The organism is Microbacterium hominis NBRC 15708, assembly GCF_001592125.1.
GTDB classification, from domain to species: Bacteria; Actinomycetota; Actinomycetes; order Actinomycetales; family Microbacteriaceae; genus Microbacterium; species Microbacterium hominis.
The window spans coordinates 517,186-534,602 of record NZ_BCWI01000001.1; the positions used below are offsets into that span (position 1 = coordinate 517,186).

General features: G+C 71.0%; 17 protein-coding genes. 12 read left to right on the forward strand and 5 right to left on the reverse strand.

Annotated elements, in window-relative coordinates; genetic code table 11:
- Positions 1–25 precede the first annotated feature (25 nt).
- The 10 genes from MHO01S_RS02495 to MHO01S_RS02540 all read left to right on the forward strand — a co-directional run bounded on the left by MHO01S_RS02495 (position 26) and on the right by MHO01S_RS02540 (position 11,909).
- Positions 26–400, forward strand: a complete 375-nt coding sequence (locus MHO01S_RS02495; protein WP_060958531.1) for an ArsR/SmtB family transcription factor — start codon at positions 26–28, stop codon at positions 398–400.
- The gene (locus MHO01S_RS02500; protein WP_061781788.1) at positions 397–2,043 is read left to right on the forward strand and encodes a SulP family inorganic anion transporter; all 1,647 of its coding nucleotides are present in this window, start codon (positions 397–399) and stop codon (positions 2,041–2,043) included. The genes MHO01S_RS02495 and MHO01S_RS02500 overlap by 4 nt, the downstream gene beginning before the upstream one ends.
- A 74-nt stretch (positions 2,044–2,117) precedes the next feature.
- Positions 2,118–4,664 (forward strand): aminopeptidase N, encoded by a 2,547-nt coding sequence (gene pepN, locus MHO01S_RS02505; protein ID WP_060958529.1) that lies wholly within the window; start codon positions 2,118–2,120, stop codon positions 4,662–4,664.
- A gap of 180 nt (positions 4,665–4,844) precedes the next feature.
- Entirely contained in the window at positions 4,845–5,756 is a 912-nt protein-coding gene (locus tag MHO01S_RS02510) for an ABC transporter ATP-binding protein (RefSeq protein ID WP_061781789.1), read from the forward strand.
- Positions 5,753–6,568, forward strand: a complete 816-nt coding sequence (locus tag MHO01S_RS02515; protein ID WP_060958527.1) for an ABC transporter permease — start codon at positions 5,753–5,755, stop codon at positions 6,566–6,568. Before MHO01S_RS02510 ends, MHO01S_RS02515 begins: the two co-directional genes overlap by 4 nt.
- Positions 6,569–6,575: 7 nt before the next feature.
- The gene (locus tag MHO01S_RS02520) at positions 6,576–7,829 is read left to right on the forward strand and encodes a sensor histidine kinase (protein WP_061781790.1); all 1,254 of its coding nucleotides are present in this window, start codon (positions 6,576–6,578) and stop codon (positions 7,827–7,829) included.
- Positions 7,826–8,581 (forward strand): response regulator, encoded by a 756-nt coding sequence (locus MHO01S_RS02525; RefSeq protein ID WP_060958525.1) that lies wholly within the window; start codon positions 7,826–7,828, stop codon positions 8,579–8,581. The genes MHO01S_RS02520 and MHO01S_RS02525 overlap by 4 nt, the downstream gene beginning before the upstream one ends.
- Positions 8,582–8,591: 10 nt before the next feature.
- Positions 8,592–9,725, forward strand: coding sequence for a mechanosensitive ion channel family protein (locus MHO01S_RS02530; protein ID WP_060958524.1), 1,134 nt, complete (start codon positions 8,592–8,594; stop codon positions 9,723–9,725).
- A complete protein-coding gene (locus MHO01S_RS02535; RefSeq protein WP_060958523.1) occupies positions 9,722–10,201 on the forward strand; it encodes a globin in 480 nt (159 codons plus the stop codon). The genes MHO01S_RS02530 and MHO01S_RS02535 overlap by 4 nt, the downstream gene beginning before the upstream one ends.
- Positions 10,202–10,241: 40 nt before the next feature.
- Positions 10,242–11,909, forward strand: coding sequence for an FAD-binding dehydrogenase (locus tag MHO01S_RS02540; protein WP_060958587.1), 1,668 nt, complete (start codon positions 10,242–10,244; stop codon positions 11,907–11,909).
- Positions 11,910–11,942: 33 nt separating this feature from the next.
- On the opposite strand, the gene MHO01S_RS02545 is transcribed toward MHO01S_RS02540, so the two are convergent.
- Positions 11,943–12,611, reverse strand: coding sequence for a DUF8185 domain-containing protein (locus MHO01S_RS02545; RefSeq protein ID WP_060958522.1), 669 nt, complete (start codon positions 12,609–12,611; stop codon positions 11,943–11,945).
- A 58-nt stretch (positions 12,612–12,669) separates the two neighbouring features.
- Here MHO01S_RS02545 and MHO01S_RS02550 point away from each other — a divergent pair, with 58 nt between their 5' ends.
- Complete coding sequence (locus MHO01S_RS02550; RefSeq protein WP_371836315.1) at positions 12,670–13,542, forward strand: acyl-CoA thioesterase; 873 nt, start codon at positions 12,670–12,672, stop codon at positions 13,540–13,542.
- Positions 13,543–13,562: 20 nt separating this feature from the next.
- On the opposite strand, the gene MHO01S_RS02555 is transcribed toward MHO01S_RS02550, so the two are convergent.
- The 4 genes from MHO01S_RS02555 to MHO01S_RS02570 form a co-directional block, all read right to left on the reverse strand.
- Entirely contained in the window at positions 13,563–14,036 is a 474-nt protein-coding gene (locus MHO01S_RS02555; RefSeq protein ID WP_060958521.1) for an acyl-CoA thioesterase, read from the reverse strand.
- Positions 14,029–15,708: an energy-dependent translational throttle protein EttA gene (gene ettA / locus MHO01S_RS02560; RefSeq protein ID WP_060958520.1), complete on the reverse strand. Its 1,680-nt coding sequence runs from the start codon at positions 15,706–15,708 to the stop codon at positions 14,029–14,031. The genes MHO01S_RS02555 and ettA overlap by 8 nt, the downstream gene beginning before the upstream one ends.
- Before the next feature lie 104 nt (positions 15,709–15,812).
- Entirely contained in the window at positions 15,813–16,301 is a 489-nt protein-coding gene (locus tag MHO01S_RS02565; RefSeq protein WP_060958519.1) for a DUF6993 domain-containing protein, read from the reverse strand.
- Between the two features lie 92 nt (positions 16,302–16,393).
- Positions 16,394–16,933, reverse strand: a complete 540-nt coding sequence (locus tag MHO01S_RS02570; protein ID WP_061781791.1) for a single-stranded DNA-binding protein — start codon at positions 16,931–16,933, stop codon at positions 16,394–16,396.
- Positions 16,934–17,167: 234 nt separating this feature from the next.
- On the opposite strand from MHO01S_RS02570, the gene MHO01S_RS02575 reads away from it, so the two are divergent.
- Positions 17,168–17,413 (forward strand): hypothetical protein, encoded by a 246-nt coding sequence (locus tag MHO01S_RS02575; protein WP_060958517.1) that lies wholly within the window; start codon positions 17,168–17,170, stop codon positions 17,411–17,413.
- Positions 17,414–17,417: the final 4 nt, after the last annotated feature.

Here is a 17,417-nt window from a genome sequence, read left to right on the forward strand (position 1 = left end):
GCGGCGGCGATATGATGAATCCATCATGCCATTCACCCAGACGCAACGACCGTTGTACGAGGTCAAGGCCAACCTGTTCAAAGGACTCGCCCACCCGTTCCGGATCCGGCTGCTCGAACTGCTCGCGGGGGCGCCGGAGGTCAGCGTCGCCGACCTGCAGCGCCAGACGGGCCTGGAGGCCTCGCATCTGTCGCAGCATCTCTCGGTGCTCCGCCGGCACCGGCTGGTCGAGTCGGAGCGCCGTGCGAGTCATGTGTATTACCGGCTGTCCGACCCCAAGGTCGCCGATCTGCTCTCGGCGGCGCGCGAACTGCTTCTCGGCATCCTGAGCGCCGACGGCGACCTCCTCCTCGACGCGCAGGCGCTGCCGGCGCTGCCCGTGCCGGGTGCCCGCTCATGAGCGCGGGCGTGCGCACGCTGCTGCCCTCCCGCGACGACTACGCACAGGTCGGGCGGACGTGGCGCGGCGACCTGCTCGCCGGGCTCACGGTCGGGATCGTCGCCCTCCCCCTCGCGCTCGGCTTCGGAGTCAGCTCCGGCCTCAGCGCCGAGGCGGGCCTGATCACCGCCGTGATCGCCGGAGTGATCGCGGCCGTCTTCGGCGGCTCGAACGTGCAGGTCTCCGGGCCCACGGGGGCCATGGTCGTCGTGCTCGTCCCCATCGTCGCCACCCACGGCGTCGGTGCGGTGGCCGTCGTCAGCCTCATGGCCGGCGTCCTCGTCATCGCGGCGGGAGCCCTGCGTCTCGGTCGCGCCGTCTCCTTCATCCCCTGGCCCGTCATCGAGGGATTCACGCTCGGCATCGGCGTCATCATCTTCGCCCAGCAGATCCCCTCCCTCGTCTCGGCCCACACGGCGGGCGCCGGTGAGCACAGCTCCAACGCCCTCGTGGCGGCCGTGCAGTCGTTCGCCCGGCTCGACCCCGGCTACGCGCTGTGGGCGCTGGGCGCGGTCGTCGTCGTCGCGGTCTGCATGCTCGGCGCACCGCGGCTGCACCGGGCGATTCCCGGCTCCCTCGTCGGCATCGTGGTCGTCTCCGTGGTGTGCCTGCTCGTGGGCAGCCCTCTGGCGCGCATCGGCGCCCTGCCCGCCTCGCTCCCGGTCCCGGCTCTGCCCGCGGTGGATGCCGCGACCCTCGGCTCGCTCGTCGTGCCCGCCGTGACGGTCGCCGCCCTCGCGGCGATCGAGTCGCTCCTGTCGGCCCGGGTCGCGGCGAGCCTCGCCGACACGGGGCCCTACGATCCCGACCGTGAGCTCGTGGGTCAGGGGCTCGCCTCCATCGGCTCGTCGCTGTTCGGCGGCATGCCGGCCACCGGCGCCATCGCGCGCACCGCGGTGAACGTCCGCTCCGGAGGGCGCAGTCGCCTGGCCGCCGTCACGCATGCCGCCGTGCTGCTCGTCGTCGTCCTCGTGGCCGCCGGCCCGGTCGGCCAGATCCCGATGGCGGCCCTGGCGGGCGTACTCATGGTCACCGCCGTGCGGATGGTGCACGCCGACACGGTGCGGGCGATCCTCCGGTCGACGCGCGCGGACGCGGTCGCGTTCCTCGCCACCGCGGTGATCACCGTCTCGTTCGACCTGATCGTGGCCGTGCTCATCGGGGTCGCCTTCGCGGGCTTCTTCGCGCTGCGCGGGATGTCGCGCGCGTCGCGGGTGCGCCGGGAGGACCTCCGCGGCGACGCGCAACCGGGCGACGAGCGCATCGCGATCCTGCGCTTCGACGGCCCGCTGTCGTTCACCTCGTCCGACCGCATCTTCGCCGAGGTCGACGCCGTGCGGGGCGTCTCCGTCGTCATCATGCGGATGAGCCAGCTCGAACTCGTGGATGCGACCGGCGCGCACATGCTGGGCGAGGTCGTGCAGTCGCTCGAACGCCGCGGCATAACCGTCCTCATCAAGGGGGTGCAGCCGCGTCATGAAGACCTGTTCCGCACGGTCGGCGTCCTGGCTGCGCTGCGTCATCACAATCACCTGTTCACCGAGCTGCCGGCCGCCATCACGCACGCCCGCAGCCACGTGCGCCGCGAAACCGCGAGCGCGTAGGCTGGGTGGGTTGCCGTCGGCGCCAGCAGTGCCGGACGGTTCAGACCACGCCCCTCACCCACGGGAGTACCGCAGTGCCTGGAGAGAACCTCACCCGCATCGAAGCGCAGGAGCGCCGCGCGATCGTCGAGACCCACTCGTACGACATCGCCCTCGATCTCACCCGGGGACCGGAGGTGTTCGGCTCGCGCACGGTGGTGCGTTTCGCCGCGACCGAGGGCGCCTCGACGTTCATGGATCTGATCGCGCGCGATGTCCGCGAGATCACGTTGAACGGCGTCGCGGTCGACGCGGCGGCGTTCGCCGACTCGCGGATCGCCCTGGACGGGCTCCGCGCGCAGAACGAGCTGATCGTCGACGCCGACTGCCTCTACACGAACACGGGCGAAGGCCTGCACCGGTTTGTCGACCCGGTCGACGGCGAGGTGTACCTGTACTCGCAGTTCGAGGTGCCCGACTCGCGTCGTGTGTTCGCGGTCTTCGAGCAGCCCGACCTCAAGGCCACCTTCCGCTTCACCGTGACGGCGCCGTCCGCATGGAAGGTCGTCTCCAACTCCCCCACTCCCGAGCCCGTGCCCGCCGACGAGGGGTCCGCGATCTGGGCCTTCGAGCCGACGCCGCGGATCTCGTCGTACATCACGGCGATCGTCGCCGGTCCCTACGAGGCCACCTTCAGCGAGCTCACCAGCGCCTCCGGCACCGTCATCCCGCTCGGCGTGTACGGACGCAAGAGCCTCTGGCAGCACCTCGACGCGGACTACATCTTCGACAAGACGCGCGAGGGCTTCGCCTACTACGAGCAGAAGTTCGGGGTCCCGTACCCGTTCGCCAAGTACGACCAGCTCTTCGTCCCGGAGTTCAACGCGGGCGCGATGGAGAACGCGGGCGCGGTGACCTTCACCGAGACCTACGTCTTCCGCAGCAAGGTGACGGATGCCGTGAAGGAGCGCCGGGTCGTCACGATCCTGCACGAGCTCGCGCACATGTGGTTCGGCGACCTGGTCACCATGAAGTGGTGGAACGACCTGTGGCTCAACGAGTCGTTCGCCGAGTGGGCGTCGACGATCGCGACGGCCGAGGCCACCGAGTGGACCGAGGCGTGGACGACGTTCAACGCCATGGAGAAGACCTGGGCCTACCGTCAGGACCAGCTGCCCTCGACCCACCCCGTCGTCGCGACCATCAACGACCTGGAGGACGTGCAGGTCAACTTCGACGGCATCACCTACGCGAAGGGCGGCTCCGTCCTCAAGCAGCTCGCGGCGTGGGTCGGTATCGACGCCTTCTTCGCGGGCGTCGGCCAGTACTTCCAGAAGCACGCCTTCGGCAACACTGAGCTGTCCGACCTGCTCGTCGAGCTGGAGGCCACCAGCGGTCGCGATCTGTCCGGGTGGTCGAAGAAGTGGCTCGAGACGGCGGGCGTCAACACGCTCGCACCCGAGCTGCGCGTCGGCGACGACGGCGTGATCGCGCGGTTCGCGATCGTGCAGACCGCTCCGGCGGACTACCCGACGATCCGTCCGCACCGCCTCGGCGTCGGCTTCTACGCGCTGGAGGGCGACGCGCTGGTGCGCACGCGCCACGTCGAGCTCGACGTCGACGGCGATCTCACCGAGGTGCCCGAGCTGGTGGGCGAGCGTCAGCCCGATCTGATCCTGCTCAACGACGAGGACCTCGCGTACGCGAAGATCCGTCTCGACCCGCGATCGCTCACCACGGCCATCGACCACCTGGCCCGCATCAGCGATCCGCTGGCGCGGTCGCTCGTCTGGGGTGCGGCCTGGGATCAGACGCGGGATGCCGAGGCCTCGGCATCCGACTACATCGATCTGGTGCTGCGCAACATCGGCTCCGAGACCGAGTCGACGACGGTGCGCACGACCCTCGCTCAGCTGCAGCTCGCCGCGAACGCCTACGTCGCGCCCGAGAAGCGCGAGGCCGCGCGCGTGCGGGTGGCCGAGGGTCTCTGGGAGCTCGCGCAGGGCGCCGAGGGCGGCAGTGACAGCCAGCTCCAGTTCGTGACCGCCTTCGCATCGGCGGCGGCGACCGACGCCCAGTGGGAGACCGTGCGCGCCCTGCGGGACGGTGACGTGACGCTTCGGGGTCTCGACATCGACGCCGACCTGTCCTGGGCGCTGCTGGTGTCGCTCGCGGCCGGCGGTGTGGTCACCGCGGAGCAGATCGACGCCGCGCTGGCCGCGGACAACACGGCGAAGGGCGGCGAGTTCGCCGCGCAGGCCAAGGCCGCGCTGCCGACGGTCGACGCCAAGCGTGCGGCCTGGGCCTCGCTCGTCGACAGCGCCGACCTGCCGAACACCGTCGTGCGCTCCGCCGCACTCGGGTTCGTGCACCCGGCCGGCGTCCAGGCGCTGGCATCGTTCGTGGACGCCTACTTCGACATGCTGTTGCCGGTCTGGGAATCGCGCACCTACCAGATCGCGAACTACCTGATCACGGGGCTCTACCCGGCTCCCCTGGCGTCCGTGGCGCTGCGGGACGCGACGCGGCGGTGGCTCGCGAACCACGCGGATGCGCCGGCGGCGCTGCGTCGCCTCGTGAACGAGAACCTCGCGGGAGTCGAGCGCGCCCTCGCGGTTCAGGAGCGCGACGCGGACAGCTGAGGTCGGCCACGCGGTCGGGTCGTGCGCGCGCGGCGGCGCGCGACCCGATGCGCGGGGACGACGCCGCCGGCGATCGCGCCCGGGCGCGATCGGGGTCGTTCCGGGGAACGACTTCCGGTCAGCGCGATCTCATCCTCTCGCAGGATGCGGCCCCGACCGCAGGCCCCGTAGCGTCGAAGCATGATCGTTGCTGAGAACCTCACGAAGAGATACGGAAGCACCACCGCCGTCGACGACGTCTCGTTCGCCGTGCAGCCCGGGCAGGTCACCGGGTTCCTCGGCCCCAACGGAGCCGGCAAGTCGACCACCATGCGCATGATCGTGGGCCTCGACGCGCCCTCCTCGGGGCGTGTGACGGTCGGCGGGCACCTCTACACCCACAGCCGCTCTCCGCTCACCGAGGTCGGGGTGCTGCTCGACGCGAAGGCCGTGCACACGGGTCGATCGGCGCGCGGGCACCTGCGGGCGATGGCGGCGACGCACGGCATCCCCACCTCCCGCGTCGACGAGGTCATCGCGCTGACAGGGCTCGAGGCCGTCGCGAACAAGCGCGCCGGCAAGTTCTCGCTCGGCATGGGGCAGCGCCTCGGCATCGCCGCCGCGCTGCTCGGAGACCCGCAGACGCTCATCCTCGACGAGCCCGTCAACGGCCTCGATCCCGAGGGCGTGCGCTGGGTGCGCCAGTTCGTGCGCCACCTCGCCGGTGAGGGACGGACGGTCCTGCTGTCCAGCCACCTCATGAGCGAGATGTCGCAGACCGCCGACCACGTGATCGTGCTCGGACGCGGACGCGTGCTCGCCGACGCGCCGCTGGCCGAGCTCGTCAGCGCGTGGACGCGCAACGAGGTGCTCGTGCGCACCCCGCGTGCCGCCGACCTCGCCGCCGCGCTCGGCTCGCCCGACGTCACCGTGACCGACACCGGCGAGGGCAGGCTCGTCGTCGCCGGCATCGCGGCGAGCGCCATCGGCGACATCGCCGCGCAGCGCGGCATCCCGCTGCACGAGCTGACCCCGCGCAGCGGCTCGCTGGAAGAGGCCTACATGGCGCTCACCGAAGGCGCCGTCCAGTACAAGACCAAGGAGATCGCATGACCACCGCGACCGTCCCCGCCGCTGCCGCGGGCTCCGTCTCGGCCCGCCCCGGGTCGCCCTACCACCTGTCGTTCGTCCGCGTCGTGCGCAGCGAGTGGATCAAGCTCCTGTCGCTGCGCTCGACGTGGTGGTCGCTCGCCATCACGGTCGTGCTGTCGGTGGGCATCTCCCTCATGATGGCCGCCGCCCTGCGCGACTTCGACTCGGGCTTTGCGCCCGTCATGGTGGTCGTCATGCCGATGCAGTTCACGATGCTCGTCGCGGGCATCCTCGGCGCGATCGCGATCACGGGCGAGTATTCGACGGGCATGATCCGCTCGACGCTGACGGCCGAGCCGCGTCGCGGCGCGGTCCTGCTGGCCAAGGCGCTCGTCGTGACGGTGCTCCTGGCCCTCGCCACCGCAGCCACCTATGCGATCTCCGTGCTGGCGACGGCGCCGATCCTCACGACGGCGATCGACTGGGCCGACCCGGCGCAGTCGTGGTCGCCGCTGCTGGCGGGCGTCTTCGCGATGGCGACGTTCGCGCTCATCGGACTCGGCTTCGGCTTCATCGTCCGCAACGGCGCCGGTGCGATCGCCGCGACCGTCGGTGTGCTGTTCGTGCTGCCCATCGTCCTGTCGATGTTCTCCTTCGCCGGGGAGGGCTGGAAGTGGATCGTCGATGCGAGTCAGTACCTGCCGATGTCCGGAGCCCAGTCCGCGACGACGGCCGGCGGAGACGAGGTCGTCCGTGGCCTGCTGACGCTCGCCGCCTGGCCTGCGGCACTGCTGCTCGGCGCGTGGGCGGCACTGCGCGGTCGCGACGCCTGACACCGCCATGGTGTCTGCCGGAAGCCGTGGCTCTCCCGACCCCGCGTCGAGCGAGCTGCGGCTTCCGCGTCCGCCGGGAGTCATCCGGCGCTTCTGGGCGCGGCACCGGCGCACCGCCGACGTTCTGATCGCGCTCGCGACGGCGATTCTCACCTTCTCCGCACCGGGACGCACGGAGGCGCGAGACGTGGGCGTGCTCTGGGAGAGCGCGCGACCGTTCGCGGTCGTCCTGCTGGCCGTCGCCTGCGTCGCCCTCCTCTGGCGGCGGCGGAGGCCGATGGTCACGTTCGCCTTCGCGACGGCGGGTGCCGTGCTCGCCGTCTCGTCCGGCGCCGGCGTGGGAGGCGCGGCGGTCGCCGTCGCAGTCTTCGCGGTCGCCGTGTACACGGGGTCGGCCGCGGCGTGGCGTGCCGGGGCCGTCGCCGTCGGAGCGGCGCTGGCGTGCGCGGGGGTGATGGTGCTGAGCGGCGTCACCGACCTCGTCGCCGCACTCAACGGCTGTGCGGCACTCATCGTGAGTCTTCTGCTCGGCACGCTCATCGGCGTCAACGTCGGCAACCGCGCCCGCTACCTCGCCGCGCTGATGGACACGTCGCGCCAGCTCTGGGCCGAGCGGGAACGGCACGCGCGGCTCGCGGCGAGCGCGGAGCGCACCCGCATCGCGCGAGAGATGCACGACGTGGTCTCCCACTCGCTGACGGTCGTCGTCGCGCTGGCCGAGGGGGCGAGCGCGACCTCCGACGCGGAGCGCGGTCGGGCCGCGACGGCGCAGATCGCCGTCACGGCGCGCAGTGCGCTCGACGAGATGCGCGCGATGCTGGGGCTGCTCCGCGACGGGGATGCCGAGGACGACGCACCGCTCGTCCCCCTCGACGGCGACACCGTGCGTGCCGCGGTCGAGGCGGCCCGCAGCGCCGGGCTTCCCGTCACCGTGGAGACCTCGGGTCCCCCCATCGATGACCGCCACCTCAGACTGGCCGTTGCGCGCGTCGTACAGGAGGGACTGACGAACGTGATGCGACACGCCCCGTCGGCGACCCGCGTGGCGGTGACCATCTCGACCGACCGCGGCGGAGTGGAGGTCGAGGTCGTCAACGACGGCGTGGTCGCAGGGGCTTCCCCCGCCACCGGTGGCTACGGCATCCGTGGACTGCACGAGCGCGCCGCACGCGTAGGCGGCGCAGCCGAGGCCGGACCCATCGGAGGCGGCCGGTGGCGCGTGCGCCTGACGGTGCCGCAGGACGCGGCGGTGGCGAGATGACGACCGCGGCGGAGCCGATCCGTGTCGTCGTCGCCGACGACCAGCAACTGATCCGACTGGGATTCGGACTCGTGCTGGGCGCCGAGGACGACATCGTCGTCGTGGGCGAGGCCTCCGACGGCGAGGAAGCGGTCGAGCTCTGCGTCGCGCTCGATCCCGACGTCGTGTTGATGGACGTGCGGATGCCGAGGCTCGACGGTGTCGCCGCCACCGCGCGGATCGTCGGCACCGTCCCGCGCACGCGCGTGCTGGTGCTGACCACCTTCGATCTCGACGAGTACGCCTTCGGTGCGCTGGATGCCGGAGCCAGCGGCTTCCTGCTCAAGGACGTCGATCGCGCGGCGTTGGTCGGCGCCGTCCGTGCCGTCGCCGCCGGCGACGCCGTGCTCTCTCCCCGCGTCACCCGTGAGGTTCTCCGGCGCCGCAATGCGGCGAACGCCCACGCGACGGATGCGGACGGCGCCGCATCGGAGCTCGCGGCGCGGCTCACCGAGCTCACGCCCCGCGAACGCGAGGTGTTCCATGCGATCGCGCGCGGCCTCACCAATGCCGAGGTCGCCGCCGAGCTCTACCTCGGCGAGACGACCGTGAAGACGCACGTCGGCCGCATCCTGGCGAAGCTCGGCGCGCGCGACCGCATCCAGGCGGTGATCCTCGCCCACCGGGGAGAGGCGCTCCTCGATCGTCTCCCGGCACCGCGCGACCCGGATGCGCACGCTCCTCACGATCACTCCCCAGGGCGTGCTCGTTAGGATCGGAACGATGCTGTACTTCCAAGACACCGGTGGGGATCCCGCCGCCCCCGTCATCGATCCGAAGCTGTGGGAGAACGTGCTGGTCTTCCTCGGCCAGGCGGGCATGAACGTGCTCGCGAGCATCGGCATCGCCGTCGGCGCCTTCTTCGCCTCCTGGATCCTTCGCCTCGTCATCCGCCGCATCGTCAACCGCATCGTGTCCGGGGCGAAGAGCAAGGCGAACGTCGACGACACGCAGGCCCTCGAGCGCTCGCCCCTCGCCGCGATGCGTCTGGTCCAACGCACCCGCACACTGGGTTCGATCCTCCAGAACATCGTCAACGTCGCCATCGTGATCATCGCGATCCTGTTGATCTTCGGAACGGTCGCCCCCGACGCGCTCGGCTCGTTCGCGCTGCTGTCCGCCGCGATCGGCGCCGGCCTCGGCTTCGGTGCCCAGAACATCGTCAAGGACGTGCTCAACGGCATCTTCATCGTCGCGGAGGACCAGGTGGGGATCGGCGACGTCGTCGACCTCGGCTTGGCGACGGGCATCGTCGAGTACGTCAGCGTGCGGATCACGCACGTCCGCGACGTCAACGGCACGCTCTGGTACGTGCGCAACGGGGAGATCACGCGCATCGGAAACATGTCGCAGGGCTGGTCGCGCGTCATCATCGACCTCGCGCTGCCGGTCGACGTCGACATAGATCAGGTCGAGAAGTCGATGCTCGCCACAGCGAAGTCTCTCGCGAAGGATCCGAAGTGGCGCACGCGCGTGATCGAGCAGCCCGAGGTGTGGGGACTCGAGTCGATCACCGGCGATGCCCTCGTGATCCGTCTCGTGATGAAGACGCGGGCCAATGCGAAGGACGACGTCGCGCGCGAGCTGCGCATGCGGCTCAAGCGCGCGATGGACGACCTCGGTGTGACGCTGCCGTCGATGAACACCGTCATGCTCGCCGGGCTCGAGGGAGCCCAGCGCGTGCGGGGCGCGAACCCGCCGCGCACCCGGCCGACCCCGGTGGCGACCGCCGACGGCAAGGGCATCTGGAAGCCCAAGCGCGGAGGCGCCGCCTCGAAGCGGACCGGCGCGGAGGAGAACTCGTCGGCGACGACGGACGGCGCTCCGGCTCCGCAGACGAAGGGCCAGGACTCATGAGCGCGCAGAGCGGGAGCTTCTACGACGAGATCGGCGGGCATGAGACGTTCGTCCGACTGGTCGACGCCTTCTACCGGGGCGTGGCCGACGACGAGGTGTTGCGGCCGATGTACCCCGAGGCCGACCTCGGCCCGGCGGCGGAGCGGCTGACGCTGTTCCTGGAGCAGTACTGGGGCGGGCCGACCACCTACAGCGAGCGCCGCGGGCACCCCCGGCTGCGCATGCGGCACATCCCCTTCCACGTCAATCCCGACGCCCGCGACCGCTGGCTCGCGCACATGCGCACCGCCGTCGACGAGCTCGACCTCTCACCGCTGCACGAAGCGACGCTTTGGGACTACCTGCAGCGGGCCGCGCATGCCATGGTGAACACGTTCGAGCCCAGCGGCATCGGTCCCGATCGTCCGTCCAGCGCCGCGCACCTGCCGGTGCACCCGCGCCCGACGGAGGATGTCGCGGCATCCCCCGAGCGCTGACGGTCCGAATCTCAGCGACGAGACGACGAAGGAGTCGACGATGAGCACCACCACGACACGCGAGGTCGACGTCCTCGTCATCGGATGGGGCCTCGCCGGTCTCGTCGCGGCGACGGAAGCGGCCGCCGCCGGAAAGACCGTCGCCCTCCTCGACCAGGAGCCGCGCCCCAATCTGGGTGGGCAGGCGTTCTGGTCGTTCGGCGGCCTGTTCTTCGTCGATTCCCCCGAACAGCGACGGATGGGGATCGCGGACTCCCTCGAGCTCGCTCGGCAGGACTGGTTCGCCACCGCCGGGTTCGACCGCGACGAGGATCTCTGGCCGCGCCGGTGGGCGGAGGCCTACCTGCAGTTCGCCAGCGGCGAGAAGCGCGCCTGGCTCCGCGAGAAGGGCGTGGGTTTCTTCCCCGTGGTCGGCTGGGCCGAGCGCGGAGGCTACAACGCCACCGGACCGGGAAACTCCGTCCCGCGCTTCCACATCACCTGGGGTACCGGCCCCGGGCTCGTCGCCCCTTTCCAGGCGGCCGTCGAGCAGGCGGAGGCGACGGGGCGCCTCACGGTGCTCCCCCGGCACCGCGTGACGGCCCTGAGCACCGGCGGGGCCGGCGTCACCGGCGCACGCGGTGACATCCTCGCCCCCTCCGGCGCACCACGGGGCGCCGTCAGCTCGCGCGAGATCGTGGGAGCCTTCGAGGTCACGGCGGGCGCCACGATCGTCGCGTCGGGCGGGATCGGCGGCAACCACGACCTCGTGCGCGCCCAGTGGCCCGCCCGCCTCGGGACCGCCCCCGACACGATGATCACCGGGGTTCCCGCCTACGTCGACGGATCGATGCAGCCGGTATCCGCCGCCGCCGGCGCCCACCTCATCAACGGCGACCGCATGTGGCACTACGTCGAGGGGATCCAGAACTGGAATCCGATCTGGCCGAACCACGGCATCCGGATCCTGCCCGGGCCGTCGTCGGTGTGGCTGGACGCCACCGGCGCGCGGCTTCCCGTTCCGCTCTACCCCGGCTTCGACACCCTGGGAACCCTCGCGCACCTGCGCGCCACCGGCCACGACCATTCGTGGTTCGTCCTCTCGCAGAAGATCATCGAGAAGGAGTTCACCCTCTCGGGAAGCGAGCAGAACCCGGACCTCACCGGCAAGGACGTGCCCCTGCTGGTGCGCTCGCGGCTCGGTGCGGGGGCCGCCGGGCCCGTGCAGGACTTCCTCGACCACGGTGCGGACTTCGTGGTGCGCCGGACGCTGGACGAGCTGATCGACGGCATGCGCGCGCTGCCGGGCGGTGAAGCACTGGACGCGTCCACCGTGCGACGTGAACTCGAAGCGCGCGACCGCGAGATCGAGAACGACTTCACGAAGGATGCGCAGATCGCGATGCTGCGCGCAGCCCGTGCCTACCGGGGCGACCGGCTCATCCGCACCGCGAAGCCGCATCGCATCCTCGATCCGCAGAACGGGCCCCTCATCGCCGTGAAGCTCCACGTGCTCACCCGCAAGTCGCTCGGCGGGATCGAGACCGACCTGTCGGGTCGTGCCCTCGGCACCGACGGGGCTCCGGTCGGCGGGCTGTACGCGGCCGGCGAGGCTGCAGGCTTCGGCGGCGGCGGCGTGCACGGCTACCGCGCGCTGGAGGGCACCTTCGTCGGTGGATGCCTGTTCTCGGGCAGGATCGCCGGACGGGCGGCCGCCGCCGCACTCTGAGCGCGACCACCGCGTCGACGGGGCCGACCTGGGTCAGGCGGCGCCCGTCGCCCGGACCTCGGTGAGCCCCGAGTGCACCCGGGTGCGCGTGAGGACGTGTCCCCGGCGCAGGCTCACGCGGGTCCACGGTCCGCTGCGATGGACGGTCGCCGTCTCCTCGCCCCCGATGAAGCCGAGGGCGAAGGCGGCGAACGCCACGCCGCGCGGCAGGTCCACGACCTCGCCGTCCGGCTCGCCCCACACCTGCGCCCGCACCAGTCGTACGACGTCTTCGCCCGCCGCGTCCGGGACGGCCTCCGCGACGGCGGCGATGCCCCACTGCGCACGAGCGGCGAGGGTCGCCGCATCGAGGGAGGCGGCGCGCTCCCACCCGGAGCGCGGCGGGGAGACCCCGGCCCAGGGCGCCGTCACCGCGGAGTCCGGCAGGGCGATCGCGTTCGGGGCGTCGCCGGGTGCCAGCGCGGCGGCATCCACGACGAGGTCGCACTCCAGCTCGGGATCCACGCGCACGAAACGCATGCCGAGGACGGTCGGCGTCGCCTCCAAGAGCGTCTGCGGAGCCAGCGGCGCCGAGGTCACGGCGAGGGTGCCTCCCGATGCGCGCAGACGCACCGTCCCATCGCCGAGGCGGGCGGCGCGCTGGGCGAAGACGAGCACGTCGGCGGCGCTCGGGGCGTCGGCGAACAGGAGGTGGGCGGACATCCCACCTAAACTATCAAGCGGCAGCGGAGACGGACGGAGAGCACGTGGAGACGGCAGGGTGAGCGGCGAGGATCCCGTCGCGGAGATGCTGGATGTGCTCGACCTCTCCTCGGGAGACGCGCGCACGACCGAGGACATCTTCACCGGAGCCTCGCATCCGATGCCGACCGGACGGATCTTCGGCGGGCAGGTGCTCGCGCAGGCGATCATCGCGGCCGACCGGACGACCGACGACGACCGCGTCCCGCACTCGATGCACGGGTATTTCCTCCGTCCCGGCGACGCGGGGCGCGGCGTGACGCTCTCGGTGGATCGCATCCACGACGGACGCTCGTTCTCGACGCGCCGCACGCAGGTCTTCCAGGACGGCGTGCCCATCTTCTCCATGATCGCCTCGTTCGAGCGCGAGGACCCGGGCCTGGATCATCAGAGCGGGATGCCGGAGGGGATCCTCACACCCGAAGAGGCGATCCGGCAGTGGCCGGCCGCCGGACGGCATCCGCTGTCGCAACGCCTCCTCGCCAGCAGCCCCATCGAGGTCGTCCACGCCGAGGGAGCGATCTACGACGCCGTGGCCCCGCAGCGCAGCGCGCAGCAGAACGTGTGGATGCGCGCGAAGCGGCCCATCGGCGACGATCCCGCCCTGCACCGCGCCGTCCTGGCCTATATGAGCGATCTGACCATCCAGGAGTCCGTGCTGCGCGCGCACGGCATCGCGTGGTCGCAACCGGGGCTCAAAGTCGCCAGCCTGGACCACGCGATGTGGTGGCACCGCCCGGCACGGGTCGACGAGTGGCTCCTGTACGCGCAGAACTCCCCCAGTGCGCGCGCCGGGAGAGGACTGTCCTCCGGACGCATCTTCACCCGCGATGGCGATCTGGTCGCGTCGGTCGGTCAGGAGATCATGGTGCGGGTACCGGATCGCACCTGACCGCGCCGCAGTCGTCGCGGTCAGTGCCGCCGGAACGCGACCGGCTCCCCCACGTAGGGGCTCCAGGCGTCGCGCATCGTGTCGCTCAGCCGCACGGGGCGGAAGGTCTGCGCGTCGACGAGGACGACCGACGAGGAGGCGCGCGCGTACAGCGTCTGGTCGCCGTCGCTGCGCGGGCTGTACACCTCGTAGCAGACCTCGATGCTCGAGCCGCCGAGCTTGCCGAACCACATCTGGATGTCGAGGGGCTCGCGGCGGTACGGGACCGGCGCGAGGTACTCGATCTCCTGACGCGCGATGAGCGTCAGCACCCCGGCATCCACACCCGCGTCGATGACGGCGGTGTCGGGCGCCGAGTCACCGAACACCGGTGTCCAGAACACCCGCACGCGCGCCTCTTCGAGCAGCTTCAACATCGTCGCGTTGTTCACGTGGTTGAACGCGTCGAGGTCACCCCATCTCAGATGGATGGGAACGTGGAGGCGCTCAGTCACGGGTGAGCTTGCGGTGCGTGGAGCGGTGCGGGTTCGCGGCGTCCGGGCCGAGGCGCTCGATCTTGTTCGCCTCGTACGCCTCGAAGTTGCCCTCGAACCAGTACCACTTGTCCGGCTGCTCGTCGGTGCCCTCGTAGGCGAGGATGTGCGTCGCGATGCGGTCGAGGAACCACCGGTCGTGCGTGATGACCACCGCGCAGCCGGGGAACTCGAGCAGGGCGTTCTCCAGCGAGCTCAGCGTCTCGACGTCGAGGTCGTTCGTGGGCTCGTCGAGGAGGAGCAGGTTGCCGCCCTCCTTCAGCGTGAGAGCGAGGTTCAGCCGGTTGCGCTCACCGCCCGAGAGCACACCCGCCTTCTTCTGCTGGTCGGGTCCCTTGAAGCCGAACTTGGAGACGTAGGCCCGCGAAGGGATCTCCGTCTTGCCGACGGTGATGATGTCGAGCCCGTCGGACACGACCTCCCACAGCGTCTTGTTCGGGTCGATGTTGGCGCGGCTCTGGTCGACGTAGCTGATCTTGACCGTCTCACCGATCTTCAGGTCGCCGCCGTCGAGCGGCTCGAGGCCGACGATCGTCTTGAACAGCGTCGTCTTTCCGACGCCGTTGGGTCCGATGACACCCACGATGCCGTTGGGCGGCAGGCTGAAGCTGAGACCGTCGATGAGCGAGCGGTCGCCGAACCCCTTCTGCAGCTTCTTCGCCTCGATCACGACGGTGCCGAGGCGCGGGCCGGCGGGGATCTGGATCTCCTCGAAGTCGAGCTTGCGGGTGCGCTCCGCCTCGGCCGCCATCTCTTCGTAGCGGGCCAGACGAGCCTTCGACTTCGTCTGACGGCCCTTGGCCGACGAACGGACCCAGTCGAGCTCGTCCTTCAGACGCTTGGCGAGCTTGGCGTCCTTCTTGCCCTGGATGTCGAGGCGCTCGGCCTTCTTCTCCAGGTAGGTGGAGTAGTTGCCCTCGTAGCCGATGAGCCGGCCGCGGTCGACCTCGGCGATCCACTCCGCGACGTTGTCGAGGAAGTACCGGTCGTGGGTGATGGCGATGACGGCACCCTTGTACGACTGGAGGTGCTGCTCGAGCCACAGCACGCTCTCCGCGTCGAGGTGGTTGGTGGGCTCGTCCAGCAGGAGCAGGTCAGGCTTCTGCAGCAGGAGCTTGGCGAGGGCGACGCGGCGCCGCTCACCACCGGAGAGCTTGGTGACCGGCTCGTCGGCGGGCGGGGTGCGGAGGGCGTCCATCGCCTGCTCGAGCTGCGAGTCGAGGTCCCAGCCGTCCGCGGCGTCGATCTCCTCCTGGAGCACGCCCATCTCGGCCAGCAGCGAATCGAAGTCCGCGTCGGGATCGGCCATGAGAGCGGAGATCTCGTTGAAGCGGTCGAGCTTCGCCTTGATCGCCACGCCGTCCTGGATGTTCTCGAGCACGGTCTTGGTGTCGTCGAGCTCGGGCTCCTGCATGAGGATGCCGACGCTGAAGCCGGGGGTGAGCTTGGCCTCGCCGTTGGACGGCGCGTCGAGTCCCGCCATGATCTTCAGGATCGTCGACTTACCGGCGCCGTTGGGGCCGACCATGCCGATCTTGGCGCCGGGGAGGAACGCCATCGTGACGTCATCGAGGATCAGCTTCTCGCCCACCGCTTTGCGGGCACGGACCATGGAGTAGATGTATTCGGCCATAACGGCCCAAGTCTACGCGGACGGGGTCGTGCGCTCGGCCCGCTCGCGCGGGGACGGCGACAGCCGAGGGACTGACGGCGGCGTGCGGCGTGGCCGCGGCCGGGTCACCAGTCGATCGGACGCGTCTGTCCCACGAGGCAGGTGCCGCCGGGCACCTCCGGAAGCACCCGGGTCTGCGGGCCGGAGACGGAGGGGCCGACCTGTCCCACGAGGCACTCCCCCTGCCATCGCACCGAGAACTGGATGGAGTCGGCCTGGTTGCCGACCGTCGTCAGATCCTGCGTGACCTCCATCGCCGACTTGTCGAAGCCGGCCGCGACGAGGGCATCGATGTAGGCCCGGCCCTGCAGGGCGGCGGGGCCGGCGGCGACGGCGTCGACGATCGAGCTGAAGAAGGGCAGGTTCTGCGTCGCCGTGCCACCCGGCTCGAGCACCGGTCCCGTGGGCGTGGGCGTGGCCGTGGCCGACGGTGTCGCGGTGACGGACGGGGACGGCGCGGGAGTCGGCGACGGCGCGCATCCGGCGAGAGCCAGCGTCACCGCGAGGCCGACGGCGAGCAGGCCGGGGGCCGCGCGATGGACGTCTCTTCTCACGCCTCGAGTCTAGGCGGCGTCGCTGGACGCCCACTCCACACCGGCCCCGGCACGACCGCGCCCTTGCCAGGCCCGGCGGATGCGGGTCGTGATCAGAACGGTGTCTCGTCGTCGCGCGCCGGCGACCACGCGCCCGCACCGACGAGTTGCGCAGACTCCCCCGACGCGTCGGCGGCCGCGACCGGCTGCTCCGCGCCGATCGCACGCGGGTCGTGCGCGACACCGCCGGGAACCGACCACCCGGTCGCGTCGGCGGCGGGTGCAGGTAGCTGCGCGGGCGACGCGGACGGCTTGTGGAAGGTCGTCGTGCCGAACAGCAGGTCGTGGCCGAGCCCGTCGGCGTCGATCTCGGCCGACGAGCCGCTCTTTCCTCCCGACTCCCACTGCTTGATGCGGAACCGCCCCGTCACGATGACGCGTTGCCCCTTCTCGAGCGAGGCGAGGGCGTGCTCAGCGAGCCGCCGGTAGGCCGAGACCCAGTACCAGTTCGTGTGCGCATCGACCCACTGCCCGTTCTCGTGTCGTCGCTCGCTGCTCGCGAGACGGAAGCTGATGGCGGGGATCCCCCCGGGCAGCTCCCGCCGTTCCGGGGTCGAGGCCACGTTTCCGACGACGGTGATGCGATCGCTCATGGTTCCCACTCCTCTCATCGCCCCGGACTCTCCGGGGCCGCTGCGGCACCCGGGTGCCCGCCGGGCGCCGCAGCACGAACAGCGTCCCTCCGCACACCGACGCGATCGCCGTCTCGCGCGCCATCCGTGGAGAGTTCCGCAGGGCCGCGACCTGTGCAGGAGGCTCGGACGACGCGCGTCGTTCGATGTCCGACGTCGAAGCTATGTTCGATCACGACAGAGTCAGGAGTTCCGATGACACGTACGCTCGCTCCCGTCCCCGCGGCCGTTCGCGGCTGCTCGTTCCACCCGGTCTCCCCGCAGCGCTGGCGCGTCCTCGATCGCTCCGGACGCGTCATCGGCCATGTGCGCTGGGAGGAGGGCGCCGACGGCGTGCGCTATCACGCCGAGCGGTTCGATCTGGCGCGTGCGCGACTGCGTCCGCTCGGCGCCTTCTGGACGGCGCGGGAGGCCGTCGACTGCCTGATCTACCTCCGCTGAGGCC

Excerpts from the sequence above, each read along its gene's own strand:
- ettA (WP_060958520.1), bottom strand. The coding sequence starts at position 15,708 with ATGGCCGAATACATCTACTCCATGGTCCGTGCCCGCAAAGCGGTGGGC.
- MHO01S_RS02545 (WP_060958522.1), bottom strand. The coding sequence starts at position 12,611 with ATGTCCGCCCACCTCCTGTTCGCCGACGCCCCGAGCGCCGCCGACGTG.
- MHO01S_RS02570 (WP_061781791.1), bottom strand. The coding sequence starts at position 16,933 with ATGAGCGATCGCATCACCGTCGTCGGAAACGTGGCCTCGACCCCGGAA.
- MHO01S_RS02495 (WP_060958531.1), top strand. The coding sequence starts at position 26 with ATGCCATTCACCCAGACGCAACGACCGTTGTACGAGGTCAAGGCCAAC.
- MHO01S_RS02530 (WP_060958524.1), top strand. The coding sequence starts at position 8,592 with ATGCTGTACTTCCAAGACACCGGTGGGGATCCCGCCGCCCCCGTCATC.
- MHO01S_RS02520 (WP_061781790.1), top strand. The coding sequence starts at position 6,576 with ATGGTGTCTGCCGGAAGCCGTGGCTCTCCCGACCCCGCGTCGAGCGAG.
- MHO01S_RS02515 (WP_060958527.1), top strand. The coding sequence starts at position 5,753 with ATGACCACCGCGACCGTCCCCGCCGCTGCCGCGGGCTCCGTCTCGGCC.
- MHO01S_RS02500 (WP_061781788.1), top strand. The coding sequence starts at position 397 with ATGAGCGCGGGCGTGCGCACGCTGCTGCCCTCCCGCGACGACTACGCA.
- MHO01S_RS02540 (WP_060958587.1), top strand. The coding sequence starts at position 10,242 with ATGAGCACCACCACGACACGCGAGGTCGACGTCCTCGTCATCGGATGG.
- MHO01S_RS02575 (WP_060958517.1), top strand. The coding sequence starts at position 17,168 with ATGACACGTACGCTCGCTCCCGTCCCCGCGGCCGTTCGCGGCTGCTCG.
- MHO01S_RS02510 (WP_061781789.1), top strand. The coding sequence starts at position 4,845 with ATGATCGTTGCTGAGAACCTCACGAAGAGATACGGAAGCACCACCGCC.
- MHO01S_RS02525 (WP_060958525.1), top strand. The coding sequence starts at position 7,826 with ATGACGACCGCGGCGGAGCCGATCCGTGTCGTCGTCGCCGACGACCAG.
- MHO01S_RS02535 (WP_060958523.1), top strand. The coding sequence starts at position 9,722 with ATGAGCGCGCAGAGCGGGAGCTTCTACGACGAGATCGGCGGGCATGAG.